This is a genomic window from Pseudomonas sp. FA117 (genome assembly GCF_057370475.1).
The window spans coordinates 455,119-480,183 of record NZ_CM170675.1 but is presented as its reverse complement, the minus strand read 5'-3'; the positions used below and the strand labels follow the sequence as shown (position 1 = coordinate 480,183).

At 63.1% G+C, this 25,065-nt stretch carries 19 protein-coding genes; 16 read left to right on the top strand and 3 right to left on the bottom strand.

Features of this window, described 5'->3' with window-relative positions:
• Window positions 1-112: 112 nt before the first annotated feature.
• The 11 genes from AC1TXO_RS02225 to AC1TXO_RS02175 all read left to right on the top strand — a co-directional run bounded on the left by AC1TXO_RS02225 (window position 113) and on the right by AC1TXO_RS02175 (window position 14,088).
• Complete coding sequence (locus AC1TXO_RS02225) at window positions 113-2,923, top strand: LPS-assembly protein LptD (RefSeq protein WP_486404875.1); 2,811 nt, start codon at window positions 113-115, stop codon at window positions 2,921-2,923.
• Window positions 2,904-4,223, top strand: a complete 1,320-nt coding sequence (surA, locus tag AC1TXO_RS02220; RefSeq protein ID WP_486404874.1) for a peptidylprolyl isomerase SurA — start codon at window positions 2,904-2,906, stop codon at window positions 4,221-4,223. Before AC1TXO_RS02225 ends, surA begins: the two co-directional genes overlap by 20 nt.
• Window positions 4,220-5,209, top strand: coding sequence for a 4-hydroxythreonine-4-phosphate dehydrogenase PdxA (pdxA, locus tag AC1TXO_RS02215; protein ID WP_486404873.1), 990 nt, complete (start codon window positions 4,220-4,222; stop codon window positions 5,207-5,209). The genes surA and pdxA overlap by 4 nt, the downstream gene beginning before the upstream one ends.
• Window positions 5,206-6,006: a 16S rRNA (adenine(1518)-N(6)/adenine(1519)-N(6))-dimethyltransferase RsmA gene (gene rsmA / locus AC1TXO_RS02210; RefSeq protein ID WP_486404872.1), complete on the top strand. Its 801-nt coding sequence runs from the start codon at window positions 5,206-5,208 to the stop codon at window positions 6,004-6,006. Before pdxA ends, rsmA begins: the two co-directional genes overlap by 4 nt.
• 152 nt (window positions 6,007-6,158) lie before the next feature.
• Window positions 6,159-6,539 carry a Co2+/Mg2+ efflux protein ApaG gene (gene apaG / locus AC1TXO_RS02205; protein ID WP_486404871.1) on the top strand — a complete coding sequence of 127 codons (381 nt, stop codon included), beginning with the start codon at window positions 6,159-6,161 and terminating at the stop codon, window positions 6,537-6,539.
• The gene (locus AC1TXO_RS02200) at window positions 6,539-7,378 is read left to right on the top strand and encodes a symmetrical bis(5'-nucleosyl)-tetraphosphatase (RefSeq protein WP_486404870.1); all 840 of its coding nucleotides are present in this window, start codon (window positions 6,539-6,541) and stop codon (window positions 7,376-7,378) included. The genes apaG and AC1TXO_RS02200 overlap by 1 nt, the downstream gene beginning before the upstream one ends.
• 41 nt (window positions 7,379-7,419) lie before the next feature.
• Window positions 7,420-7,749 carry a thiosulfate sulfurtransferase GlpE gene (gene glpE, locus AC1TXO_RS02195; RefSeq protein WP_486404869.1) on the top strand — a complete coding sequence of 110 codons (330 nt, stop codon included), beginning with the start codon at window positions 7,420-7,422 and terminating at the stop codon, window positions 7,747-7,749.
• Between the two features lie 284 nt (window positions 7,750-8,033).
• Entirely contained in the window at window positions 8,034-9,956 is a 1,923-nt protein-coding gene (locus AC1TXO_RS02190; RefSeq protein WP_486404868.1) for a PrkA family serine protein kinase, read from the top strand.
• A gap of 137 nt (window positions 9,957-10,093) precedes the next feature.
• Window positions 10,094-11,365 carry a YeaH/YhbH family protein gene (locus AC1TXO_RS02185; RefSeq protein ID WP_486404867.1) on the top strand — a complete coding sequence of 424 codons (1,272 nt, stop codon included), beginning with the start codon at window positions 10,094-10,096 and terminating at the stop codon, window positions 11,363-11,365.
• Window positions 11,362-12,930, top strand: coding sequence for a SpoVR family protein (locus tag AC1TXO_RS02180; protein ID WP_486404866.1), 1,569 nt, complete (start codon window positions 11,362-11,364; stop codon window positions 12,928-12,930). Before AC1TXO_RS02185 ends, AC1TXO_RS02180 begins: the two co-directional genes overlap by 4 nt.
• Before the next feature lie 51 nt (window positions 12,931-12,981).
• Window positions 12,982-14,088, top strand: a complete 1,107-nt coding sequence (locus AC1TXO_RS02175; RefSeq protein WP_486404865.1) for a tRNA nucleotidyltransferase/poly(A) polymerase-related protein — start codon at window positions 12,982-12,984, stop codon at window positions 14,086-14,088.
• On the opposite strand, the gene folK is transcribed toward AC1TXO_RS02175, so the two are convergent.
• Together folK and folB are read right to left on the bottom strand one after the other, a co-directional pair.
• Window positions 14,076-14,597 carry a 2-amino-4-hydroxy-6-hydroxymethyldihydropteridine diphosphokinase gene (gene folK / locus AC1TXO_RS02170; protein ID WP_486404864.1) on the bottom strand — a complete coding sequence of 174 codons (522 nt, stop codon included), beginning with the start codon at window positions 14,595-14,597 and terminating at the stop codon, window positions 14,076-14,078. The genes AC1TXO_RS02175 and folK overlap by 13 nt on opposite strands.
• Window positions 14,588-14,944, bottom strand: coding sequence for a dihydroneopterin aldolase (gene folB / locus AC1TXO_RS02165; RefSeq protein ID WP_295485189.1), 357 nt, complete (start codon window positions 14,942-14,944; stop codon window positions 14,588-14,590). Before folB ends, folK begins: the two co-directional genes overlap by 10 nt.
• A gap of 74 nt (window positions 14,945-15,018) precedes the next feature.
• Here folB and plsY point away from each other — a divergent pair, with 74 nt between their 5' ends.
• Window positions 15,019-15,588: a glycerol-3-phosphate 1-O-acyltransferase PlsY gene (plsY, locus tag AC1TXO_RS02160; protein WP_486404863.1), complete on the top strand. Its 570-nt coding sequence runs from the start codon at window positions 15,019-15,021 to the stop codon at window positions 15,586-15,588.
• Between the two features lie 24 nt (window positions 15,589-15,612).
• Here the strand turns inward: plsY and tsaD are convergent, their stop codons facing one another.
• Complete coding sequence (gene tsaD, locus AC1TXO_RS02155; protein ID WP_486404862.1) at window positions 15,613-16,638, bottom strand: tRNA (adenosine(37)-N6)-threonylcarbamoyltransferase complex transferase subunit TsaD; 1,026 nt, start codon at window positions 16,636-16,638, stop codon at window positions 15,613-15,615.
• Between the two features lie 204 nt (window positions 16,639-16,842).
• Between tsaD and rpsU the strand changes: the two genes are divergently transcribed.
• The 4 genes from rpsU (at window position 16,843) to AC1TXO_RS02135 (ending at window position 25,064) form a co-directional block, all read left to right on the top strand.
• Window positions 16,843-17,058, top strand: coding sequence for a 30S ribosomal protein S21 (rpsU, locus tag AC1TXO_RS02150; RefSeq protein WP_003255575.1), 216 nt, complete (start codon window positions 16,843-16,845; stop codon window positions 17,056-17,058).
• 228 nt (window positions 17,059-17,286) lie between these two features.
• A complete protein-coding gene (gene dnaG / locus AC1TXO_RS02145; protein ID WP_486404861.1) occupies window positions 17,287-19,269 on the top strand; it encodes a DNA primase in 1,983 nt (660 codons plus the stop codon).
• A 67-nt stretch (window positions 19,270-19,336) separates the two neighbouring features.
• Window positions 19,337-21,190, top strand: a complete 1,854-nt coding sequence (gene rpoD / locus AC1TXO_RS02140) for an RNA polymerase sigma factor RpoD (protein ID WP_486404860.1) — start codon at window positions 19,337-19,339, stop codon at window positions 21,188-21,190.
• Window positions 21,191-21,320: 130 nt separating this feature from the next.
• Window positions 21,321-25,064: a bifunctional diguanylate cyclase/phosphodiesterase gene (locus AC1TXO_RS02135; RefSeq protein WP_486404859.1), complete on the top strand. Its 3,744-nt coding sequence runs from the start codon at window positions 21,321-21,323 to the stop codon at window positions 25,062-25,064.
• Window position 25,065 lies beyond the last annotated feature (1 nt).

Here is a 25,065-nt window from a genome sequence, read left to right as displayed (position 1 = left end):
CCCTAGCCGTCAAGCGGGTCATGCTTTATTATCCAGCATCTTTTTCAGACCATCGAGAGGCGTGCGGCCCCACACGCGGGCAGATGGCACGCAGGAAGCCCGGACTAATAAGATGGCATTGAAATCCCCCGCGTTTCGTAGAAAGTTTCCGTTGCTGGTCACTGGCGGTCTGCTGGCCCTGCAACCTCTGGCCACATCGTACGTGGTGGCTGCCGAGCAGTTCGACTGCCAAGTGTCCGCCTCCGGTGGTTGGGACTGCAAGCCCAAGACCGCTGCCAGCAGCCTGCCGCCGCGCCCTGTGCACGATGGCGCCGCGCTCAGTGGCGGCACCGAGGCCCAGACCGCCGAGGCGACTGGCAGTGCCGAACCCAAGCCGGTGCTGGTCACCGAGAGCAAGGGCCGTGCGCTGAAATCGCGCAGCGAAGACTACAGCCATCTGGACTGGGTGCCCCGCGAGAAGCTCACCGCCGCGCAACTGGCCGAGACCGGCCCGTATTGCGGCGGCGCGTACATCGAGCCGACCCGCCCGGGCATGAACGACTCCACGCCCAAGGACGAGTCGCCGACCTACCTCAACGCCAAGGTCTCCAAGTACCAGCAGGAGCAGCAGGTCGCGACCCTCGCCGGTAACGTGGTCATGCGCCAGGGCAGCATGCAGGCCGAGGCCGACGAGGCCAACCTCTACCAGACCGAGAACCGTGGCGAGCTCAAGGGCAACGTCAAGATCCGCGACAACGGTACGCTGGTGGTCGGCGACCAGGCCGAGATCCAACTCGACACCGGCGAATCCCGGGTCGACAACGCCGAATACGTGATGCACAAGTCGCATATCCGCGGCTCGGCCCTGTACGCCAAGCGTGCAGAGAACGCCATCATCCGCCTCAAGGACGGTACCTATACCACCTGTGAGCCGGGCAGCAACGCATGGCAGCTCAAGGGCAACAACATCACCCTGAACCCGGCCACCGGCTTCGGTACCGGCACCAACGTCACCCTGCGGGTCAAGGATATTCCGGTGTTCTACACACCGTACATCTACTTCCCGATCGACGACCGTCGCCAGTCCGGCTTCCTGCCGCCTTCGTTCAGCACCAGCAGCGACACCGGCTTCATGCTGGTCACGCCGTACTACTTCAACCTGGCGCCGAACTACGACGCCACCTTGTATCCGCGCTACATGGCCAAGCGCGGCCTGTTGATGGAAGGCGAATTCCGCTACCTCACCAAGTCCAGCGAAGGCCAGTTCGGCGGCGCGTACCTCAACGACGAGGACGACGACCGCAAACTGCAGACGGACTACAAGAAAGAACGCTGGATGGTCAACTGGCAGCACAAGGGCGGCCTGGACGACCGCCTGATGACCGAGGTGGACTACACCGACATCAGCGACCCGTTCTACTTCCAGGACCTGGAATCCGACCAGATCGGCGTGCAGAAGCGTGACTTCATCAACCAGCAGGGTGCGCTGACCTATCGCGGCGACTCCTACACTGCGCGACTGAACGTGCATGCCTTCGAAATGGCGACCATTTCGCAGATCACGCCGTATGATCGCCTGCCGCAGATTACGCTCAGCGGAGTACTGCCATATCATCCTGCCGGCGTTGACTTCTCGTACGAAACCGAGGCTGTGCGCTTTGATCGTGATCTGAAGAATGACTTTGTACGAAACAAAGACGGGTTCCCGGACGACAGCACCGGATTCGCTGGACGTCGCCTGGACGAAAGCGTTACCGGCATCGCTCGTGCCAATGGTACGCGCCTGAATATCGCACCAGCAATGAGCCTGCCGATGGAAGCCAGCTACGGCTACATCACCCCCAAGCTCAAGTATGCCTACACCAGCTATGACCTTGACCTGGACAGCCAGGGCAAGGCCCAGGCAATCGACCAGTCGGCCAACCCGGCCTATGGCAGCTATCACAGCTCCCTGAACCGCGACATCCCGATCTTCAGTGTCGACAGCGGCCTGTATTTCGACCGCAACACTTCGTTGTTCGGAACGAACTACCGCCAGACGCTTGAGCCTCGTTTGTTCTACCTGTACGTCCCGAACAAGGACCAGAAAGACATACCGCTGTTCGACTCCGGCGAAACACTGTTCAGCTACGACTCGCTGTTCCGCGACAACCGCTTCAGCGGTATCGACCGCATCGGCGACGAGAACAAGCTGTCGCTCGGTGTCACCACCCGCTGGATCGAGGAAAACGGCTTCGAGCGCCAACGTTTCAGCATCGGCCAGGCCTACTACTTCGAAGACCGCAAGGTGCAACTGCCGGGTATCGACTACCGTACCCGCGACGACTCAAAGTCGAACGTCTCGCCATACGCCCTGGTGTACCAGTATGCCTTCAACCGCGACTGGCGCTTCAACTCGGACTTCAACTGGGATCCGGACAGCCACAGCACCCGGTCGGGCAGTGCGATGTTCCACTACCAGCCTGAAGACAATCCGAACAAGGTGGTCAACCTCGGTTATCGCTACCGCAACGACACCATCGCTTACGATTCGCTTACCGGCACCTGGAAAGTGGGCGGCGGCGACTACGGCGCACCTGGTTCGCCAAACTTCATCAAGGACTACTACAAGATCCAGCAGCACGACTTCTCGGTCATCTGGCCGCTGGTGCCGCAATGGAGCGTCATCGCTCGCTGGCAGCATGACTACAACCGCAACCGCACCCTCGAAGCGATGGGTGGTTTCGAATACGACAGCTGCTGCTGGAAAGTGCGTCTGATCAACCGCTACTGGCTCGACATCGACGACTTCAGCCAGGCGTTGCCGCAGAACGAAAAAGGCGACCACGGCGTATTCCTGCAGATCGTCCTCAAAGGCCTCGGCGGCGTCGTTGGCAACAAGGTCGAATCGTTCCTGGACCAAGGCATTCAAGGTTACCGTACCCGTGAAGAGCAAGCTTATTGATCGTCTGCGCCCGCTGATGCTGGGCGCTGTAATGCTGAGCGGTGCGGTGCATGCCGCGCCGCAGCCGCTGGACCGCGTGGTGGCCATCGTCGACAACGACGTGGTCATGCAGAGCCAGCTGGACCAACGCGTACACGAAGTGCAGCAGACCATCGCCAAGCGCGGCGGTGGCGTGCCGCCTGCTGGCGCACTGGAGCAGCAGGTACTGGAGCGCCTGATCGTCGAGAACCTGCAACTGCAGATCGGCGAGCGCTCGGGCATCCGCATCACCGACGAAGAACTCAACCAGGCCATCGGCACCATCGCCCAGCGCAATGGCATGTCGCTGGATCAGTTCCGTGCAGCCCTCGCTCACGACGGTCTGTCGTTCGACGACGCTCGTGATCAGGTCAAGCGCGAGATGATCATCAGCCGTGTGCGCCAGCGTCGCGTGGCCGAGCGCATCCAGGTGTCCGAGCAGGAAGTGAAGAACTTCCTCAACTCCGATCTGGGCAAGATGCAGATGTCGGAAGAGTACCGCCTGGCCAACATCCTGATCCCGACCCCGGAAAGCGCCAATTCGGACGCCATCCAGGCTGCGGCACGTCAGGCTGGCGAGGTCTACCAGCAACTGCGCCAGGGCGCCGACTTCGGCCAGCTGGCCATCGCCCGCTCGGCCAGCGAGAACGCCCTGGAAGGCGGCGAGATGGGCTGGCGTAAAGCCGGCCAGCTGCCCCCTGATTTTGCCAAGATGCTCAGCAGCATGGCCATCGGCGACATCACCCAACCGATTCGCATCCCCAACGGCTTCATCATCCTCAAGCTCGAGGAGAAGCGCGGTGGCAGCGAGAGCGTGCTGCGTGACGAAGTCCATGTGCGGCACATCCTGATCAAGCCCAGCGAGATCCGCAGCGACGCGGCCACCGAGCAACTGGCCGAACGCCTGTACGATCGCATCAAGAACGGCGAAGACTTCGCCCAGCTGGCAAAAAGCTTCTCGGAAGACCCGGGCTCGGCACTCAACGGCGGCGACCTGAACTGGGTCGACCCGAACAGCCTGGTCCCCGAGTTCCGCGAGCAGATGGCCAACGCCCAGCAAGGCGAAGTGACCAAGCCATTCAAGACCCAGTACGGCTGGCATGTGCTGGAAGTCCTTGGCCGTCGGGCCACCGACAGCACCGAGCAGGCGCGCGAGCAGCAGGCATTGAACGTGCTGCGCAACCGCAAATACGACGAAGAGCTGCAGACCTGGCTGCGCCAGATCCGCGACGAAGCCTACGTTGAGATCAAGCTGCCTGGCGCCGACCAGGCGACCCAGTGAAGCCCCTGCGCTTCGCCGTCACACCCGGCGAGCCGGCCGGCATAGGTCCCGACCTGTGCCTGCTGCTCGCCGCAGAGCCCCAGCCGCACCCCCTGATCGCCATCACCAGCCGTGACCTGCTCGCCGAGCGGGCCGCGCAGCTGGGGCTGGCGATCAATTTGCTGGTGGTTTCGCCAGATGCGTGGCCGGACCGACCGGCGCCGGCAGGCAGCCTGTACGTGTGGGATACACCGCTGGCGGCGCCTGTAGCCCCTGGCCAGCTCGATGCGCGCAATGCCGCTTTTGTGCTGCAGACCCTGACGCGCGCAGGGCAAGGCTGCCTTGACGGTGACTTCGCCGGCATGATCACCGCCCCGGTGCACAAGGGCGTGATCAACGAGAGCGGTATCGCCTTCTCCGGGCACACCGAGTTCCTCGCCGACCTCACCCGCACTGCCCAGGTGGTGATGATGCTCGCCACCCACGGCCTGCGGGTGGCGCTGGTCACCACCCACCTGCCGCTGCGCGATATCGCCGACGCCATCACCGCCGAGCGCCTGGAACGCGTCACGCGCATCCTGCACAGCGATCTGCGTGACAAGTTCGGCATCGCCCAGCCACGCATCCTGGTCTGCGGCCTCAACCCGCATGCCGGCGAAGGCGGCCATCTTGGCCGCGAAGAAATCGACATCATCGAGCCCGCGCTCGAGCGCCTGCGCGCCGAGGGCATGGACCTGCGCGGTCCGTTGCCGGCCGATACCCTGTTTACCCCCAAATATCTGGAGCACTGCGATGCGGTGCTGGCGATGTACCACGACCAGGGCCTGCCCGTACTCAAGTACAAGGGCTTCGGCGCTGCAGTCAACGTGACGCTGGGCCTGCCGATCATCCGCACCTCGGTCGACCACGGCACTGCCCTGGACCTGGCCGGCAGCGGCAAGGTCGACACCGGCAGCCTGCGCGTCGCCCTGGAAACCGCCTACCAGATGGCCGAGAACCGACCATGAACGAGCACTACCAACACCGGGCGCGCAAGCGCTTCGGCCAGAACTTCCTGCACGACGCCGACATCATCGACCGCATCCTGCGGGCGATCCATGCCAAGGCGGGCGAGCACCTGCTGGAAATCGGCCCGGGCCAGGGCGCCCTGACCGAAGGCCTGCTGGGCAGCGGCGCGCAACTCGACGTGGTCGAGCTGGACAAGGACCTGGTGCCGATCCTCCAGCACAAGTTCGCCGGGCGCGACAACTTCCGCCTGCACCAGGGCGATGCCCTGAAGTTCGACTTCAACACCCTCGGCGTGCCACCGCGCAGCCTCAAGGTGGTCGGCAACCTGCCGTACAACATCTCCACCCCGCTGATCTTCCACCTGCTGGCCCACGCTGGGCTTATTCGCGACATGCACTTCATGCTGCAGAAGGAAGTGGTCGAGCGCATGGCCGCCGGCCCCGGCGGCGGCGACTGGGGGCGGTTGTCGATCATGGTGCAGTACCACTGCCGCGTGGAACACCTGTTCAATGTCGGCCCTGGCGCGTTCAATCCGCCACCGAAAGTGGACTCGGCCATCGTCCGCCTGGTCCCGCACGAGGTCCTGCCACATCCAGCCAAGGACCCGGCCCTGCTCGAGCGCGTGGTCCGCGAAGCCTTCAATCAGCGCCGCAAGACCCTGCGCAACACCCTCAAAGGCCTGCTCGACAGCCAGGCCATCGAAGCCGCCGGCGTCGATGGCAGCCTGCGCCCGGAGCAGCTGGACCTGGCAGCCTTCGTGCGCCTGGCCGACCAGCTGGCGCTGCAGCAAGGCTGATCGCCCCTCGCTAGCAACCCGCGCCCTTGTGGACGCGGGTTTGCCGCGAAGCATCCCACACCGCCGAAAGCTCCCACCGCTGGCCCTCCCCCCCGCCAATGGCCTAGACTGCGACAATCGCGTTAATGCTCCTGTTCGCCCAAGGCCCTCGCATGTCCGACCCCCGCTACCACATCGACGTCAGCGTCGTGACCCGCTTTCTCAAAGAGCAATCCGACCCCGAGAACGATCGCTTCGCCTTCGCCTACACCATCACCGTGGCGAACCACGGCACGCTCAAGGCCAGGTTGATGGCCCGTCACTGGCTGATCACCAACGGCGACGGCGCCGTAGAGGAAGTGCGCGGCGATGGTGTCATCGGCCAGCAGCCGGTCATCAACCCGGGCCAGAGCCACACCTACAGCAGTGGTGCGGTGATCAGCACGCGGGTCGGTACCATGCAGGGCAGCTACCAGATGTTCGCCGAAGACGGCACACGCTTCGACGCCCCGATCGCACCGTTCCGCCTGGCCGTCCCCGGAGCCCTGCACTGATGGCCACCTACGCCGTCGGCGACCTGCAAGGTTGCCTGCAACCGCTCAGATGCCTGCTCGACAAGGTGCGCTTCGACCCTGCGACCGATCGCCTGTGGCTGGTCGGCGACCTGGTCAACCGCGGCCCCGAATCGCTGGAAACCCTGCGTTACCTGTATTCGATCCGCGATTCGCTGGTCTGCGTGCTCGGCAACCACGACCTGCACCTGCTCGCGGCATGGCACAACATCGAGCGCCTGAAGAAGAACGACACCCTGCGCGAAATCGTCGAGGCGCCGGACGCGGACCAGTTGCTCGACTGGCTGCGCCGCCAGAAGCTGCTGCATTACGACGAAGCCCGGGGCATCGCCATGGCCCATGCCGGGATCCCGCCGCAGTGGACACTGGGCAAGGCCCTGGAGCTCGCGGCCGAGGTGGAAGAGGTGCTGCGCGACGACAGCCGCCTGCAACTCTACCTCGATGGCATGTACGGCAACGAACCGAACAAGTGGAGCAAGCACCTGACCGGCGTCGAACGCCTGCGGGTGATCACCAACTACTTCACGCGCATGCGCTTCTGCACCGCCCAGGGCAAGCTCGACCTCAAGAGCAAGGAAGGCCTGGACAGCGCACCCAAGGGCTACAAGCCCTGGTACGCCTACAAGGAGCGCCGCGCGCGCCACGTGAAGATCATCTTCGGTCACTGGGCCGCCCTTGAAGGCAAGGTCGACGAGCCCGGCATCATCGCCCTCGACACCGGCTGCGTGTGGGGCGGCGCCATGACCTTGTACAACCTCGACAGCGGCGAATACCACCGCTGCGAATGCTCCGACGAAGGCACCGTACGCCAGGCGTCGTAGCCGACTAGACTCAACGATCGAATCTGAAGGAAAGCCTACCCATGAGCGAATTCAAGCGCATCCCCCCGGAACAGGCCCTGGCCCTGCGCGCACAAGGTGCGGTGGTGGTCGACATTCGCGACCCTCAGGCCTATGCCGCCGGCCACATCACCGGTGCCCGTCACCTGGACAACCATTCGGTGGCCGATTTCATCCGCAACGCCGACCTCGACGCCCCGACGCTGGTGGTCTGCTATCACGGCAACTCCAGCCAGAGCGCCGCCGCCTACCTGGTCGGCCAGGGCTTCTCGGACGTCTACAGCGTCGATGGCGGCTTCGAACTGTGGCGCGCCACCTACCCGGCCGAAACCGCCCAGGGCAGCGCCGAATAATTTTTTTCATTTATCTTCCAGCCCGCGCAACCTGCGGGCTTGCGCCCCACCTGACGAACGGTCGAAAGCAACTTCTCGACCCTGCGCCCTTGACCTTGCGTATTACCAACTATCCTTAAGCGCAGGCCATCCAAAAAAGGGGAGAGCCGGTACACCGGCGTGCGGGTCATCGGTAGCGTTCCAAGGTGTTCTGGGGGGTAAACAGCAATCGGCGCAAGCCGCTTGCATGCCAGCATCAGCTGACTGATCCGGCGTCGTCTCCACGTATCGAGCGAGGTGACGTCATGAGCATTTTTAGCCACTTCCAACAACGTTTCGAGTCCACCCGCCAGGAAGAACTCACGCTGCAGGAGTACCTCGAGCTGTGCAAAGAGGATCGCAGTGCCTACGCTTCGGCGGCTGAACGGCTGTTGCTGGCCATCGGCGAACCGGAGCTGATCGACACCTCCAACAACTCCAGGCTGTCGCGGATCTTCTCCAACAAGGTGATCCGCCGCTATCCGGCCTTTGCCGACTTCCATGGCATGGAAGAGTGCATCGACCAGATCGTCTCCTACTTCCGCCACGCCGCCCAAGGCCTGGAAGAGAAGAAACAGATCCTCTACCTGCTCGGCCCTGTCGGTGGCGGCAAGTCGTCGCTGGCCGAAAAACTCAAGCAGTTGATGGAAAAGGTGCCCTTCTACGCCATCAAGGGCTCGCCGGTGTTCGAATCGCCCCTGGGGCTGTTCAACGCCGCTGAGGATGGCGCCATTCTCGAAGAAGAATTCGGCATCTCGCGACGCTACCTGAACACCATCATGTCGCCCTGGGCCACCAAGCGCCTGCAGGAGTTCGGCGGCGACATCAGCAAGTTCAAGGTGGTGAAGCTGTACCCCTCGATCCTCACCCAGACCGCCATCGCCAAGACCGAACCGGGCGACGAGAACAACCAGGACATCTCGGCGCTGGTGGGCAAGGTCGATATCCGCAAGCTCGAGGAGTTCCCGCAGAACGACGCCGACGCCTACAGCTACTCGGGCGCGCTGTGCCGGGCCAACCAGGGCCTGATGGAATTCGTCGAGATGTTCAAGGCGCCGATCAAGGTCCTGCACCCCTTGCTTACCGCCACCCAGGAAGGCAACTACAACAGCACCGAAGGCCTGGGGGCGATCCCCTACTCCGGCATCCTGCTGGCCCACTCCAACGAATCGGAATGGCACACCTTCCGCAACAACAAGAACAACGAGGCGTTCATCGACCGGATCTACATCGTCAAGGTGCCGTACTGCCTGCGTGTCAGTGACGAGATCAAGATCTACGACAAGCTGCTGGTCAACAGCTCGCTGTCCAAGGCGCACTGCGCACCGGACACACTGAAGATGCTGGCCCAGTTCACCGTGCTGTCGCGCCTGAAAGAGCCGGAAAACTCGAACATCTACTCCAAAATGCGGGTATACGACGGCGAAAACCTCAAGGATACCGACCCCAAGGCCAAGTCGATCCAGGAATACCGCGACGCCGCGGGTGTCGACGAGGGCATGAACGGCCTGTCGACCCGCTTCGCCTTCAAGATCCTGTCCAAGGTGTTCAACTTCGACCCGCACGAAGTGGCGGCCAACCCGGTGCACCTGCTGTATGTACTTGAACAGCAGATCGAGCAGGAGCAATTCCCGGCCGAGGTGCGCGAGCGCTACCTGCGCTACCTCAAGGAATACCTGGCGCCTCGCTACATCGAGTTCATCGGCAAGGAAATCCAGACCGCCTACCTGGAGTCCTACAGCGAATACGGGCAGAACATCTTCGACCGCTACGTGCTGTACGCCGACTTCTGGATCCAGGACCAGGAATACCGCGATCCGGAAACCGGCGAGATCCTCAACCGCATCGCCCTCAACGAGGAGCTGGAGAAGATCGAGAAACCGGCCGGCATCAGCAATCCGAAGGATTTCCGCAACGAGATCGTCAACTTCGTGCTGCGCGCCCGAGCCAACAACAATGGCAAGAACCCGAGCTGGCTGAGCTACGAGAAACTGCGGGTGGTGATCGAGAAGAAAATGTTCTCCAACACCGAGGATCTGCTGCCAGTCATCAGCTTCAATGCCAAGGCAAGCAAGGAAGACCAGAAGAAGCACAACGACTTCGTCACCCGGATGGTGGAACGTGGCTACACCGACAAACAGGTACGCCTGCTGTCGGAATGGTACCTGCGGGTCAGGAAATCGCAATAAAGCGACAAGTTGTCAGCCGCAGGCTGCAAGCCGTCCGGCGCGACCATCAAGGTTCGCGCCCCGGTTTGCGGCGGCGGTGGCTGCTTTGTCTCGCAGCTTGACGCTTGAAGCTTGCAGCTGCTCTTAGCGGAGGCCCCATGAGCTACGTAATCGACCGACGCCTGAACGGCAAGAACAAGAGCACGGTCAACCGCCAGCGCTTTCTGCGCCGGTACCGTGAGCACATCAAGAAGGCCGTCGAGGAGGCGGTGAGTCGCCGCTCCATCATGGACATGGAGCACGGCGAGCAGATCAGCATCCCGGGCCGCGACATCGACGAACCGGTGCTGCACCATGGCCGTGGCGGCAAGCAGACCATCGTCCACCCGGGCAACAAGGAATTCACCGCCGGCGAACACATCGCCCGCCCCCAGGGTGGAGGGGGCGGCGGCGGTCGCGGCAAGGCCGGCAACTCCGGCGAGGGCATGGATGAATTCGTCTTCCAGATCACCCAGGAAGAATTCCTCGAATTCATGTTCGAAGACCTCGAACTGCCCAACCTGGTCAAACGTCACCTGACCGGTGCCGATACCTTCAAGACCGTGCGGGCGGGCATCGCCAACGAAGGTAACCCCTCGCGCATCAACATCGTGCGCACCCTGCGCTCGGCCCATGCCCGGCGTATCGCCCTGACCGGCAGCAGCCGGGCGCTGCTGCGCGAGGCGCAGAAGGAGCTGGAACGGCTCAAGGTCGAAGAGCCAGCCAATTTCACCGACATCCAGGAGATCGAGGCCGAGATCGACCGGCTCAAGGCGCGCATCAACCGCCTGCCCTTCCTCGACACCTTCGACCTGAAGTACAACCTGCTGGTCAAGCAACCCAACCCCAGCTCCAAGGCCGTGATGTTCTGCCTCATGGACGTTTCCGGATCGATGACCCAGGCTACCAAGGATATCGCCAAGCGCTTCTTCATCCTTCTGTACCTGTTCCTCAAGCGCAACTACGAGCGCATCGAGGTGGTATTCATCCGCCATCACACCAGCGCACGGGAAGTCGACGAGGAAGAGTTCTTCTATTCGCGGGAAACCGGCGGCACCATCGTTTCCAGCGCCCTGAAGATGATGCAGGAGATCATGGCCGAGCGTTACCCGGCCAGCGACTGGAACATCTATGCGGCCCAGGCGTCGGATGGCGACAACTGGAACGACGACTCGCCCATCTGCCGCGATATCCTGACCAAGCAGATCATGCCGCACGTGCAGTACTACACTTACGTCGAGATCACCCCCCGCGAGCACCAGGCGCTGTGGTACGAGTACGAGCGGATCGGCGAGGCATTCCCCGACACCTTCGCCCAGCAGCAGTTGGTCTCGGCCGGTGACATCTACCCGGTCTTCCGTGAACTCTTCCAGCGCAGGTTAGCCACATGACCGCCAGAGCACAGAGACGCCAGCCCATTTCCACCGGCTCGGAGTGGACGTTCGAGCTGATCCAGACCTACGACCGGGAGATCAGTCGCCTGGCCGAGCGCTATGCGCTGGACACCTATCCCAACCAGATCGAAGTGATCACCGCCGAGCAGATGATGGACGCCTACGCCTCGGTGGGCATGCCGCTGGGCTATCACCATTGGTCCTACGGCAAGCAGTTCCTCAGCACCGAGAAGTCCTACAGTCGCGGCCAGATGGGCCTGGCCTACGAGATCGTCATCAACTCCGACCCCTGCATCGCCTACCTGATGGAGGAAAACACCATCTGCATGCAGGCGCTGGTCATCGCCCATGCCTGTTATGGCCATAACAGCTTCTTCAAGGGCAACTACCTGTTCCGTACCTGGACCGACGCCAGCTCGATCATCGACTACCTGGTGTTCGCCAAGCAGTACATCGCCCAATGCGAGGAGCGCCACGGCATCGACGCGGTGGAGGACCTGATCGACTCCTGCCACGCCCTGATGAACTACGGCGTCGACCGCTACAAACGCCCCTACCCCATTTCCGCCGAGGAAGAACGTCGGCGCCAGAAGGAGCGCGAGGAACACTTGCAACGGCAGATCAACGACCTGTGGCGGACCATCCCCAAGGGCGCCGAAAAAGGCGGTGACAAGGACGATGCGCGCTTCCCCGCCGAACCCCAGGAAAACATCCTGTACTTCATCGAAAAGCACGCCCCGTTGCTTGAGCCCTGGCAACGCGAAGTGGTGCGGATCGTGCGCAAGATCGCGCAGTATTTCTATCCACAACGCCAGACCCAGGTGATGAACGAAGGCTGGGCGACCTTCTGGCACTACACCCTGATGAACGACCTCTACGACGAGGGTCTGGTCACCGACGGCTTCATGATGGAGTTCCTGCAGTCGCATACCAGCGTGGTCTACCAGCCCGGCTTCGACAGCCCGTATTACAGCGGTATCAACCCCTACGCCCTGGGTTTTGCCATGTACACGGACATCCGCCGGATGTGCGAGCACCCGACGGAAGAAGACCGCCGCTGGTTCCCGGAAATCGCCGGCAGCGACTGGCTGTCGACCATCAAGTTCGCCATGAGCAGCTTCAAGGACGAAAGCTTCATCCTGCAGTACCTTTCGCCCAAGGTGATCCGCGACCTCAAGCTGTTCAGCATCCTCGACGACGACCAGCGCGACGACCTGCTGGTGCCGGCCATCCACGACGAAGCGGGCTACCGCGTCATCCGCGAACAGCTGGCAGCCCAGTACAACCTCGGCAACCGTGAACCCAACGTGCAGATCTGGAGCATCGACCGGCGCGGCGACCGCTCGCTGACCCTGCGCCATCAGCAGCACAACCGCAAGCCATTGGGCGACTCGACCGAGGAAGTGCTCAAGCACCTGCACCGCCTGTGGGGCTTCGACATCCACCTGGAGACCGTACAGGGCGACCAGGTGATGAAAACCCACCACATGCCGCCGCGCGGCGAACATGGCGAGCCCGGCGACTACGGGCGCATGGACCTCGCTGTCATCCACCACCTCTGACACCTCGTGACCGCCGACAGGGTATGCTGTCGGCAGTCACGGAGGTTGTACATGCACATCTACAAAGTCGGCGGCGCGGTACGCGATCGCCTGCTCGGACGTCCGGTCAGTGATGTCGACTGGTTGGTCGTCGGCGCCACGGTCGAAGAAATGCAAGCCCAGGGCTATCGCCCGGTGGGTGCTGACTTCCCGGTATTCATCCACCCGAAAACCGGCGAGGAATACGCCTTGGCACGGACCGAACGCAAGAGCGGTCGCGGTTACGGCGGATTCACCTTTCACGCCAGCCCCGAGGTCACCCTCGAGGAAGATCTGATTCGCCGCGACCTGACCATCAACGCGATGGCCGAGGATGAAGCCGGCACGGTCTACGACCCCTATGAGGGCCAGAAGGATCTGGATCAACGCATTTTGCGTCATGTTTCCCCGGCATTCGCCGAAGATCCCTTGCGTGTACTGCGCGTCGCACGCTTCGCTGCGCGCTACGCACCGCTGGGCTTTCGCGTCGCCGACGAAACCCTCGCACTCATGCGGCAGATCAGCGCCAGCGGCGAACTGCAGGCGCTGACCGCCGAGCGTAGCTGGAAGGAAATCGAACGCGCGCTGATGGAAGCGCAACCACAGGTATTCATCGAAGTGCTGCGCGACTGCGGTGCTCTGGCGCAACTGATGCCGGAAATCGACGGCAGCCCGGCGATGCTCGCCCCGCTGCAACAGGCTGCAGAGCATCGGCAACCACTGCATGTGCGTTGGGCCTGCCTGCTGCAAGGCGTTCGGGACACCACGCAACTGAAGGCTGTAAACCAGCGCTTCAAGGCGCCGCGTGAATGCCAGGAACTGGCTCTGCTGGTCGGCGAGTGCCTGCCCCTGGCGGACCGTGCGCTGGAACTGGAGCCTTCGCAGTTGCTGGAGTTGCTGCAGAAGTTCGATGTGTATCGCAGGCCGCAGCGCTTCGAGGACTTCATTGCCGCCTGCAACATGGTCGCCCTGGCCCGGCAGGCGCTCGCCTATCCACAGGCCGACTACCTGCGCGGCGCGGCAGCGGCAGCCCGCGGCGTGGATGTGAAGCCACTGGTTGCAAAAGGCCTGGCCGGACAGGCATTGGGGGAGGCGCTGAAGGCCGAGCGCTTGCGGGCGCTGGCAGCCTACCCAGGCTGACCGTTCCCGGTCAGCTGCAACCCGCGCCACTCGAACGGCACGGGCGCCAGCTCCTGCTGGATATTCGCCTGCTGCCACAGCTCGGCCATGGATTTACCCACCCCCGGATGCATCAGCCCGGGAGCCAATAACGACAACGGCCACAGCACGAAGGCATTCTTGAGGATCTCGGCGCGCGGCAGCACCAGGCCATCGAAGGTGCCGTGCAGGTCATCGAACATCAGCACATCGATATCCAGCGGCAGGCCTTTGCGATCAGGGGCATAGCGGCCATTGTCGGCCTCGATGAACTTGAGCCGGCGATCCAGTTCCAGCAGCGGCAGATCGGTCTGCCCGCTCACCACCAGGTTGAAGAACGGACCGCTCTTGATCCCCACGGCCTGGCTTTCGAACACCGCCGAGCAGCGCATCTCCCGGAGAATGCCGGCCAGGGCATCGAGACCGGCGCACAGGTGAAGCTCCCGGTCGATATTGCTGCCAAGGCCCAGGTAAACCGTGCTCAGAGACATCCGCGCTCGATCTCCACGCCCACGCCACCCCGGGCCGCAGGAACGGCACCGGGCTTGGTCAGCTTCAGCCGCATCCACGGAATATCGAATTCGGCCATCAGGGTGGCCGCCAGGCGCTCGGCGAAGGTTTCCACCAGTTCGAAGCGCGACTGCTCGGCAAAGGCCTGGATACGGGCCGAGACACTGGCGTAATCCAACGCCAGGCTGAGGTCGTCACCGGCCGCCGCCGGGCGGTTGTCCCAGGCGAAGCTCAGGTCCAGGCGCAGGCACTGGCGAATATCCCGCTCCCAGTCATAGGCACCGATGACGGTATCGACTTCCAGTCCCTCGATGAACACTCTGTCCAAGCACTTCTCTCCACAGCACGACAAGGGCGACTGGCGCCGTTAGAATCAGGGCGTACCCGCCCGGAATAGTTAGCATGTCTTGGTTATTGGCGATGCTCGCCTACCTGCTCGGCTCGCTGTCCTTCGCCATTGTCCTGAGCCGCCTCAGTGGCAACCCTGACCCGCGCTCCAGCGGTTCAGGCAACGCCGGTGCGACCAACATGCTGCGCCTGGCAGGGCGCAAGCTGGCCATCCTCACCCTGCTCGGCGACCTGTGCAAGGGTTTGCTGCCGGTGTTGCTGGCCAGCCTGGCCGGCCTGAGCCTGCAGGCCCAGGCCTGGATCGGCCTGTGCGCGGTGATCGGCCACCTGTTCCCACTGTACTTTCGCTTCAAGGGCGGCAAAGGCGTGGCCACTGCCGCAGGCATGCTGATGGGGCTGTACTTTCCGGCCGCACTGCTGGCCATGGCGGCCTGGCTGCTGACCTTCTACCTCACCCGCACCAGCTCGCTGGCCGCACTGATCGCCACGCCCCTGACCCTGCCGCTGCTGGCCTGGCGCGAACCGGCCGCACTGCTGCCCATGACGGTGCTGACAGTACTTATAGTCTGGCGACACCGCAGCAATCTGCGCGACCTGTTTGCCGGCCGCGAACGACATTTCTGAATCATTCGCGGGAACAGCCCAGGCTCACACCGGCGGCAATTGCTCCATCGGCCAGCGCGCCTGGACACTGATCGCCAGGTCCTGCTGCTGTCCGGCCAGCAGCCGCTGGCAACCTGCATAGGCGATCATCGCGCCGTTGTCGGTGCAAAACTTCGGACGCGCGTAGTAGACATTGCCCTTGATGCTGGCGAGCATGCCCTCGAGCGAGGCGCGCAGCGCCTTGTTGGCGCTCACGCCACCGGCGATGACCAGGCGCTTGAGACCGGTCTGCTTGAGGGCGCGCTTGCACTTGATGGTCAGAGTCTCGACCACCGCCTGCTGGAACGCCAGCGACAGGTCGCAACGGGTTTGCTCGCTGTCGTCTCCGGCATTGCGGCACTGCTGCCAGGTATTCAGGGCGAAGGTCTTCAGGCCGCTGAAGCTGAACTCCAGGCCCGGGCGGTCGGTCATCGGCCGCGGGAACACGAAACGCCCCGGCGTGCCCTGCTCGGCCAGGCGCGCAATTTCCGGCCCCCCCGGGTAATTAAGGCCGATCAGCTTGGCGGTCTTGTCGAAAGCCTCGCCTGCGGCATCGTCCAGGCTTTCGCCAAGCAGCTCGTAGCGGCCGATGCCGTCGACGCGCACCAGCTGGGTATGGCCACCGGAAACCAGCAAGGCGACGAACGGGAACTGCGGCGGCTGCTCCTCGAGCATCGGCGCCAGCAGGTGCCCTTCCATGTGGTGCACGCCGATCGCCGGGATATCCCAGGCAAATGCCAGCGCCTGGGCGCAGGACGCGCCGACCAGCAGCGCTCCGACCAGGCCGGGCCCGGCGGTATAGGCAATGGCGTCGATATCGCCGGCCACGCGGCCGGCCTCCTCCAGCACTTCGCGGATCAGCGGCAGCATGCGCTTGACGTGATCACGCGAGGCAAGCTCGGGCACCACGCCGCCGTAGACGCGGTGCAGGTCGATCTGGCTGAACAGCGCGTCGGCCAGCAGGCCGCGTTCGCTGTCGTATAATGCGACGCCAGTTTCGTCGCAGGATGTTTCCAATCCCAGTACTAGCATGGGTCCGTGCCTTGTAGAGGCTGAATTCGAAGCCGCGCATTCTAGTCCCCGTGCAGAGTGCCGACCAGCGGTTTTCGATCAGAGGCTTTGCATTCCTCCACGCTAAGGGTTAACATCCGCAACCCTTGAAAACCGACGTTCTCCAGCACACCTTTGTTTTGCCAGGAGCACGTCTACCCCGGTAATGAATTAAGGTAGCCCTGGATGCCAGCCGTCAAAGTTAAAGAGAACGAACCCTTCGACGTAGCTCTGCGTCGTTTCAAGCGCTCCTGCGAAAAAGCCGGTGTACTGGCTGAAGTTCGTAGCCGCGAGTTTTACGAAAAGCCGACCGCTGAGCGCAAGCGCAAAGCCGCTGCCGCTGTAAAGCGTCACGCCAAGAAAGTACAGCGCGAACAGCGCCGCGCCGTTCGTCTGTACTGATACAGACGTTCTACGCAAGGCTTCTGCCCAGCCCGGCCTCGTGCCGGGCTAATGGCAGTTGTCGTTTCACTCCCCCGGCAACACGCCGTGGGCGCCCAGGCACACGCCAACGGGCACGTTTTCGACGCCTCACCACGATGCCCGATGCGGCAGGTGACCAGCAGACACGCATCTCCCCTGCTGTATTCTTGCGATTAGACTTGCCATTAGCCAGATAACGAGACTGCCATGGCCGGGCTGATTCCCCAGAGTTTCATCGACGACCTCCTCAACCGCACCGACATCGTCGACGTGGTGAGTTCGCGCATCCAGCTGAAGAAGACCGGCAAGAACCATTCGGCCTGCTGTCCGTTCCACAAGGAAAAGACCCCGTCCTTCACCGTCAGCCCCGACAAGCAGTTCTACTACTGCTTCGGCTGCGGCGCCGGGGGCAACGCCCTGGGCTTCATCATGGACCACGACAACCTGGATTTCCCCCAGGCAGTCGAGGAACTGGCCCGCGCCGCCGGCATGGAAGTGCCCCGGGAAGAAGGTCGACGCGGACAGAAACCCCGCCAGCCCACCGATTCTCCGCTGTACCCGCTGCTCGAGGCGGCGGCCGAGTTCTATCGCCAGGCATTGCGCAACCACCCGACACGCAAGGCAGCAGTCGAATACCTCAAGGGCCGCGGCCTGTCAGGCGAAATTGCCCGCGACTTCGGCCTGGGTTTCGCGCCACCGGGCTGGGACAACCTGTTCAAGCACCTGGGCGCCGACACCCTGCAGCAAAAAGTGATGATCGACGCCGGGCTGCTGATCGAGAACGCCGAATCCGGCAAGCGCTACGACCGCTTCCGTGACCGGGTGATGTTCCCCATCCGCGACAGCCGTGGCCGGGTGATCGCCTTCGGTGGCCGGGTACTCGGCGACGACAAGCCCAAGTACCTGAACTCTCCGGAAACCCCGGTGTTCCACAAGGGCCAGGAGCTCTACGGGCTGTTCGAGGCGCGCAAGCACAACCGCAACCTCGACGAGATCATCGTGGTCGAGGGCTACATGGACGTCATCGCCCTGGCCCAGCAGGGCCTGCGCAATGCCGTGGCGACCCTCGGTACCGCGACCAGCGAGGAACACCTCAAGCGCCTGTTCCGCGTGGTGCCCAACGTGCTGTTCTGCTTCGACGGCGACCAGGCCGGACGCAAGGCCGCCTGGCGCGCACTGGAAGCCACCCTGTCCAACCTGCAGGATGGCCGGCGCGCACGCTTTCTGTTCCTGCCCGAGGGCGAAGACCCGGATACCCTGGTTCGCGCCGAAGGCACCGACGCCTTCCAGGCCCGCATCCACCAGCACGCACAACCGCTCGCCGACTATTTCTTCGAGCAGTTGGGCAATGAAGCCGACCCGCGCTCGCTGGAAGGCAAGGCACATATGGCGACCCTGGCCGCACCGTTGATCGAAAAGATTCCGGGCGCCAATCTGCGTCAGTTGATGCGCAATCGCCTGAAGGAAATTACCGGGCTCGACGTCCAGCAAATGGAACAGCTGGCGCAGCATGCACCAGCACCCGGCGTGCCGGACTACGACCCCGGCTATGACTACGATGCCATGGCCAGCTACACGCCGGACTTCAGCGAGCAGCACTACGACCCTGCTCCCGCGCAGCACGAGCAGCGGCCATGGACGCCCAACAAGGGCGGCGGCAAGAAGCCCTGGGATGGCAACGGCAAGCCCTGGGACAAGAACCGCGAAGGCGGCAAGGGCTGGCAGCGTGACGAAGCGCCACCGCGCACCCCGGCACCGGTCGAGCCCCCGGCGCTCGCGGCCTTGCGCACCCTTTTGCATCACCCGTTGCTGGCCGGCAAGGTCGAGGACGCCAGCCATTTCGCCGACGAAGAACACCTCTACAGCCAGCTGCTGGTGGCGCTGATCGAGGCGGTACAGAAGAATCCTGGGCTAAGCTCAATGCAGTTGATCGCACGCTGGCACGGCACCGAGCAGGGCCGTTTGCTGCGGGCCCTGGCGGAGAAGGAGTGGCTGATCGATGCCGATAACCTTGAACAACAGTTTTTCGACACTATAACTAGCTTGTCAGCTCGCCAGCGCGAGCGAAGCCTGGAACATCTGCTCAGGAAAGCACGTCAAAGTGAACTGAGCACCGAGGAAAAATCCCAGCTGCTCGCCTTGCTGAGCAGGAATGTTCCCGCACAAACCCCGACCTCATCTGGCGCGTGAGGTCCATGCTCGGGTATAATCCTCGGCTTGTTTTTTGCCCGCCAAGACCTTCAGTGGATAGGGTGTTATGTCCGGAAAAGCGCAACAGCAATCTCGTATCAAAGAGTTGATCACCCGCGGTCGTGAGCAGGGCTACCTGACTTACGCGGAGGTCAACGACCACCTGCCTGAGGATATTTCAGATCCGGAACAGGTGGAAGACATCATCCGCATGATCAACGACATGGGGATCAACGTATTCGAGAGTGCTCCGGATGCGGATGCCCTGCTGTTGGCGGAAGCCGACACCGACGAAGCCGCAGCCGAAGAAGCCGCCGCAGCGTTGGCCGCAGTCGAGACCGATATCGGCCGCACGACCGACCCGGTGCGCATGTACATGCGTGAAATGGGTACCGTCGAGCTGCTGACCCGCGAAGGCGAGATCGAAATCGCCAAGCGCATCGAGGAAGGCATCCGTGAAGTCATGGGCGCGATCGCCCACTTCCCGGGGACCGTCGATCACATTCTCGGCGAATACGACCGTGTAACCACCGAAGGCGGCCGCCTGTCGGATGTTCTCAGTGGTTACATCGACCCTGACGACAACATCGCAGCGCCCACCGAGGAAGTGCCGATTCCAGGCGCCAAGACGGCCGCAGCGAAAGAAGAGTCCGACGAAGAAGAAGACAGCGAAGAAAACAGCGACGACAGCGAGGAAGAGGGTGAAAGCGGCCCTGATCCGGAAGTTGCCCGTCAGCGCTTCGGCGCCGTCTCCGACCAGCTCCAGGCCACCAACAAGGTCGTGAAGAAGCACGGTCGCAGCGGCAAGGAAAGTGTTGCCGCGCTGCAGGCCCTGGCCGACCTGTTCATGCCGATCAAGCTGGTGCCCAAGCAGTTCGACGCCCTCGTCGAGCGCGTGCGTGGTGCCCTTGACCGCCTGCGTCAGCAGGAACGCGCCATCATGCAGCTGTGCGTACGTGATGCGCGCATGCCGCGTGCCGACTTCCTGCGCCTGTTCCCGAGCAACGAGACCGACCAGACCTGGTCCGGTGATCTCGCCAAGCGCAGCACCAAGTGGGCTGCCGCCCTGGGTGAGAAGGACGCCGCGATCGTCGCGTGCCAGCAGAAGCTGATCGACCTCGAGACCGAGACCGGCCTGACCGTCGCCGAGATCAAGGAAATCAACCGTCGCATGTCCATCGGCGAGGCGAAAGCCCGTCGCGCCAAGAAGGAAATGGTCGAGGCGAACCTGCGTCTGGTGATCTCCATCGCCAAGAAGTACACCAACCGCGGCCTGCAGTTCCTCGACCTGATCCAGGAAGGCAACATCGGCCTGATGAAGGCGGTGGACAAGTTCGAATACCGTCGTGGCTACAAGTTCTCGACCTATGCCACCTGGTGGATCCGCCAGGCGATCACCCGTTCGATCGCCGACCAGGCGCGCACCATCCGTATCCCGGTGCACATGATCGAGACGATCAACAAGCTCAACCGCATTTCCCGGCAGATGCTGCAGGAAATGGGTCGTGAACCGACCCCGGAAGAGCTGGGCGAGCGCATGGAAATGCCTGAGGACAAGATCCGCAAGGTATTGAAGATCGCCAAAGAGCCGATCTCCATGGAAACCCCGATCGGCGACGACGAAGATTCGCACCTGGGCGACTTCATCGAGGACTCCACCATGCAGTCCCCGATCGATGTGGCCACAGTCGAAAGCCTCAAGGAAGCGACCCGCGACGTGCTCTCGGGCCTGACCGCACGCGAAGCCAAAGTGCTGCGCATGCGTTTCGGTATCGACATGAACACCGACCACACCCTTGAAGAAGTCGGCAAGCAGTTCGACGTGACCCGCGAGCGGATCCGTCAGATCGAAGCCAAGGCGTTGCGCAAGCTGCGCCACCCGACGCGAAGCGAGCACCTGCGCTCCTTCCTCGACGAGTGATGACGAACCCCGGCCCAGGCCGGGGTTTTTCTTGGGCGACAAAAGGCTGCAGGCAATTTGCCGCATTCGCAGGCGCTGTTCGGCCTGGCGCGTCTACACTCGAATCAGCCCCCCTGATCGAGAGGTCGTCATGCCCCTGATGCCGGCACTTCTGTTGCTGCTCCTGATGATCTGGAACACAACGGCCGGCGCCCTGACCCTGACGGACGAAGAACAAGCCTGGCTCAGCGCCCACCCGCAGCTGCGTCTTGGCGTGGATGCTTCATGGCCGCCATTCGAGTTCCGCGACCAGGAAGGTCGATACCAGGGATTGGCCGCCGACTACATCGCCCTGATCCAGCAGCGCCTGGGCGTGACGCTGCAACCGGTCGAGCCCAGCAGTTGGTCGCAGGTGCTGGAACAGGCCCGGCAGAATCGCATCGACCTGTTGCCGGGCATCATGTCGACCCCCGAACGCCAGGGTTACCTGGCCTTCACCCGACCCTATCTCGACTTCCCCATCGTCATCCTCGCCCACGAAGGCGGCCCGCAACCGCACACTCTCAAGGACCTCTACGGCCTGAAGATCGCCGTGGTGGAGAACTACGCCCCGCACGAACTGCTGCGCACCCACCATCCCGACCTCAATCTGGTGGCCCTGCCCAACGTCAGCTCCGCCCTGCAGGCCCTGGCCACCGATGAAGTGGATGCAGTGGTCGGCGACCTGGCCTCGAGCATCTGGAGCTTGCGCCAGCTGAAACTCGACGGCCTCTACGTCAGCGGCGAAACACCCTACCGCTATCAACTGGCGATGGCTGCGCCCCGCGATCAGAAGCTGCTGATCGGCATCCTCGACAAGGTCATGGCCGACCTGAGCAGCAGCGAAATCAGCGAAATCCAGCAGCGCTGGGTGGGCAACGTCATCGATCAGCGCAGCTTCTGGCGTGACATGCTGATCTACGGCCTGCCCACCCTGGGCCTGGTGCTGGTGATCCTCGCCGCAATGCTGCGGATCAATCGCCGCCTGAGTTCGGAGATCGCCCGGCGCATCGCCCTCGAACAGGAACTGCGCAGCAGCGAGTATCACTACCGCAGCCTGGTCGAAAGCCTGTCGGCGATCGCCTGGGAGGCTGACGCCAACGACTTCACCTACAGCTACGTCTCTCCCCACGCCGAGGACCTGCTCGGCTACCCGCTCAGGGAATGGCTCAAGCCCGGCTTCTGGCGCGGTATCCTCCACCCCGAGGACGCACTCTGGGCGCAAGCCTACTGCGACAGCGAAACCGCGGCAGGTCGCGATCACAGCCTCGACTACCGGGTGCTGCGCGCCGATGGGCATGTCCTCTGGGTGCGCAATATCGTCAGCATGATCGAGCACGGGCACAAACCGCTGATGCGCGGCCTGATGATCGACATCAGCGAAACCAAGCGCACCGAGGACGCCCTGCGCCTCTCGGAGCAGAAGTTCGCCTCGGTGTTCCAGCAGTGCCCCGACATCCTGCTGATAGCCCGCCACAGCGACGGATGCCTGCTGGAGGTCAACGAAGCGTTCGAGGAGCAGATCGGCCTGAGCCCGGCCGAGGTCATCGGCCGCACCGCCACCGAACTGGGCCTGTGGGGCATTGCCGGCACCGGCCCGACCATTCTCGAACGCCTGCACCGCGGCGGCATCCGCAACCTGGAGATGAGTTTCAGGCGCAGCAACGGCGAAATGTTCACCGGCCTCACCTCTGCCGAAAGCTTCGACCTCGACGGTACCCCGGCGCTGGTGGTGGCGGTGCGTGACATCAGCCAGCTCAAGCAGACCCAGCAACAGTTGCAGACCTCCGAAGAGAAGTTCGCCAAGGCCTTCCATGCCTCGCCCGACGGTCTTTTGCTGTCGCGCCAGAGCGATGGCCTGCTGCTGGAGGTCAACGAAGGCTTTTGCCGCCTGACCGGCTACGACATCGATCCGAACCACGACCAGAACAGCCTCGACCTGGGCATCTGGGTCGACCTGGGCGAACGCTCGCGGCTGGTAGAGATGCTCAGGCGCGACGGCTTCGTGCGCGATTTCAGTTGCCACATCCGCCGCAGCGACGGCCAGATCCGCCTGTGCGAGCTGTCCGCCCGGCCACTGCCGATCGGCGGCGTCGACTGCATGCTGACCATTGCCCGCGACATCACCGAGCGGCACCTGATGCAGGAAAAGCTGCAACTGGCCGCCACGGTCTTCGAGAACACCGCCGAGGGCGTGCTGATCACCGATACCGAGCAGCGCATCAGCGCGGTCAACCGCGCCTTCAGCGAGATCACCGGCTACAGCGAGCTCGAAGCGCTCGGCCAGACCCCGCGCCTGCTCGCCTCCGGCCAGCACGACAGCGCCTTCTATGCGGCCCTGTGGCACCAGCTCACGGCCGAAGGCCACTGGCAGGGCGAAATCTGCAACCGACGCAAGAACGGCGAGCTCTACCCCAGTTGGCTGACCATCAGCGCAGTGCGCAACAGCGAGCGCGAAATCAGCCATTTCGTCGCCGTCTTCGCCGACATTTCCAGCCTCAAGCACGCCCAGGCCAAGCTCGATTACCAGGCCCACCATGACCCGCTCACCGGCCTGCCCAACCGCACCCTGTTCGAGAACCGCCTGCAGGCCGTGCTCACCTGCGCCCAGGCCTCGAACCGCCAGGGCGCCGTGCTGTTCCTCGACCTGGACCGCTTCAAGCACATCAACGATAGCCTCGGTCACCCTGTCGGCGACCTGCTGCTCAAAAGCATCGCCCAACGCCTGAAGGAACAGGTCCGCGATGTCGACACCGTGGCCCGGCTCGGCGGCGACGAATTCATCATCCTGCTGCCCGGGCTGCACCGCCCCAGCGACGCCAGCGCCATCGCCAACAAGCTGCTGGCCTGCTTCCATGCCCCGGTGCAGGCCGGTGAACACGAGTTCTTCACCAGCGCCAGCATCGGCATCAGCCTGTATCCACAGGATGGCACCGACGTGGCCACGTTGATCCGCAATGCCGATGCGGCGATGTACCGTTCCAAGGCCAAGGGGCGCAACCGTGTCGAAAGCTACACCCTCGACCTTACCGTCCAGGCCAGCGAGCGGATCTTCCTCGAGCACGAACTGCGCCGCGCCATCGAACGCAACGAACTGAGCCTGTACTACCAGCCCAAGTTCAGCCTCAAGACCCAAGGCCTGGTCGGTGCCGAAGCATTGATCCGCTGGAACCACCCGACTTTCGGCGAGGTGCCGCCAGAGCAGTTCATCCACCTGGCCGAGGAGAACGGCAGCATCCTCCAGCTCGGCGACTGGGTGCTGGAACAGGCCTGCCGGCAGATGCACCACTGGAAGCGCACCTACCAGGCGTTCGGCCCGCTGTCGATCAACCTGGCCGGCGCACAGTTGCGCCAGCCCAGCCTGACCCGGCGCATCGAACACCTTCTCAGGACCTTCCACCTCAAGGCCGGCGACCTGCAGCTGGAAATCACCGAGAACTTCATCATGAGCCAGGCCGAGGAAGCCTTGGCCATCCTGCACCAGCTCAAGCGCCTGGGCGTGCAACTGGCCATCGACGATTTCGGCACCGGCTATTCGTCGCTGAGCTACCTCAAGCGCCTGCCGCTGGACATCCTCAAGATCGACCAGTCGTTCATCCGCGGCCTGCCCGACGACCCCCACGACGCCGCGATCGCCCGCGCCATCATCGCCCTGGGCCGCAGCATGCAGCTGACGATCATTGCCGAAGGGGTGGAGAACCAGGCCCAGCAACGTTTCCTCGCGGCCGAAGGCTGTGAACAGATCCAGGGCTACATCGTCAGCCTGCCCCTGCCCCCGGATGAATTCGCAGCGACCTTCCTTCGTATAGCACTATCGGATCTTTCAGATGGCACCCTTAGCAAACCCTCGTTATAAT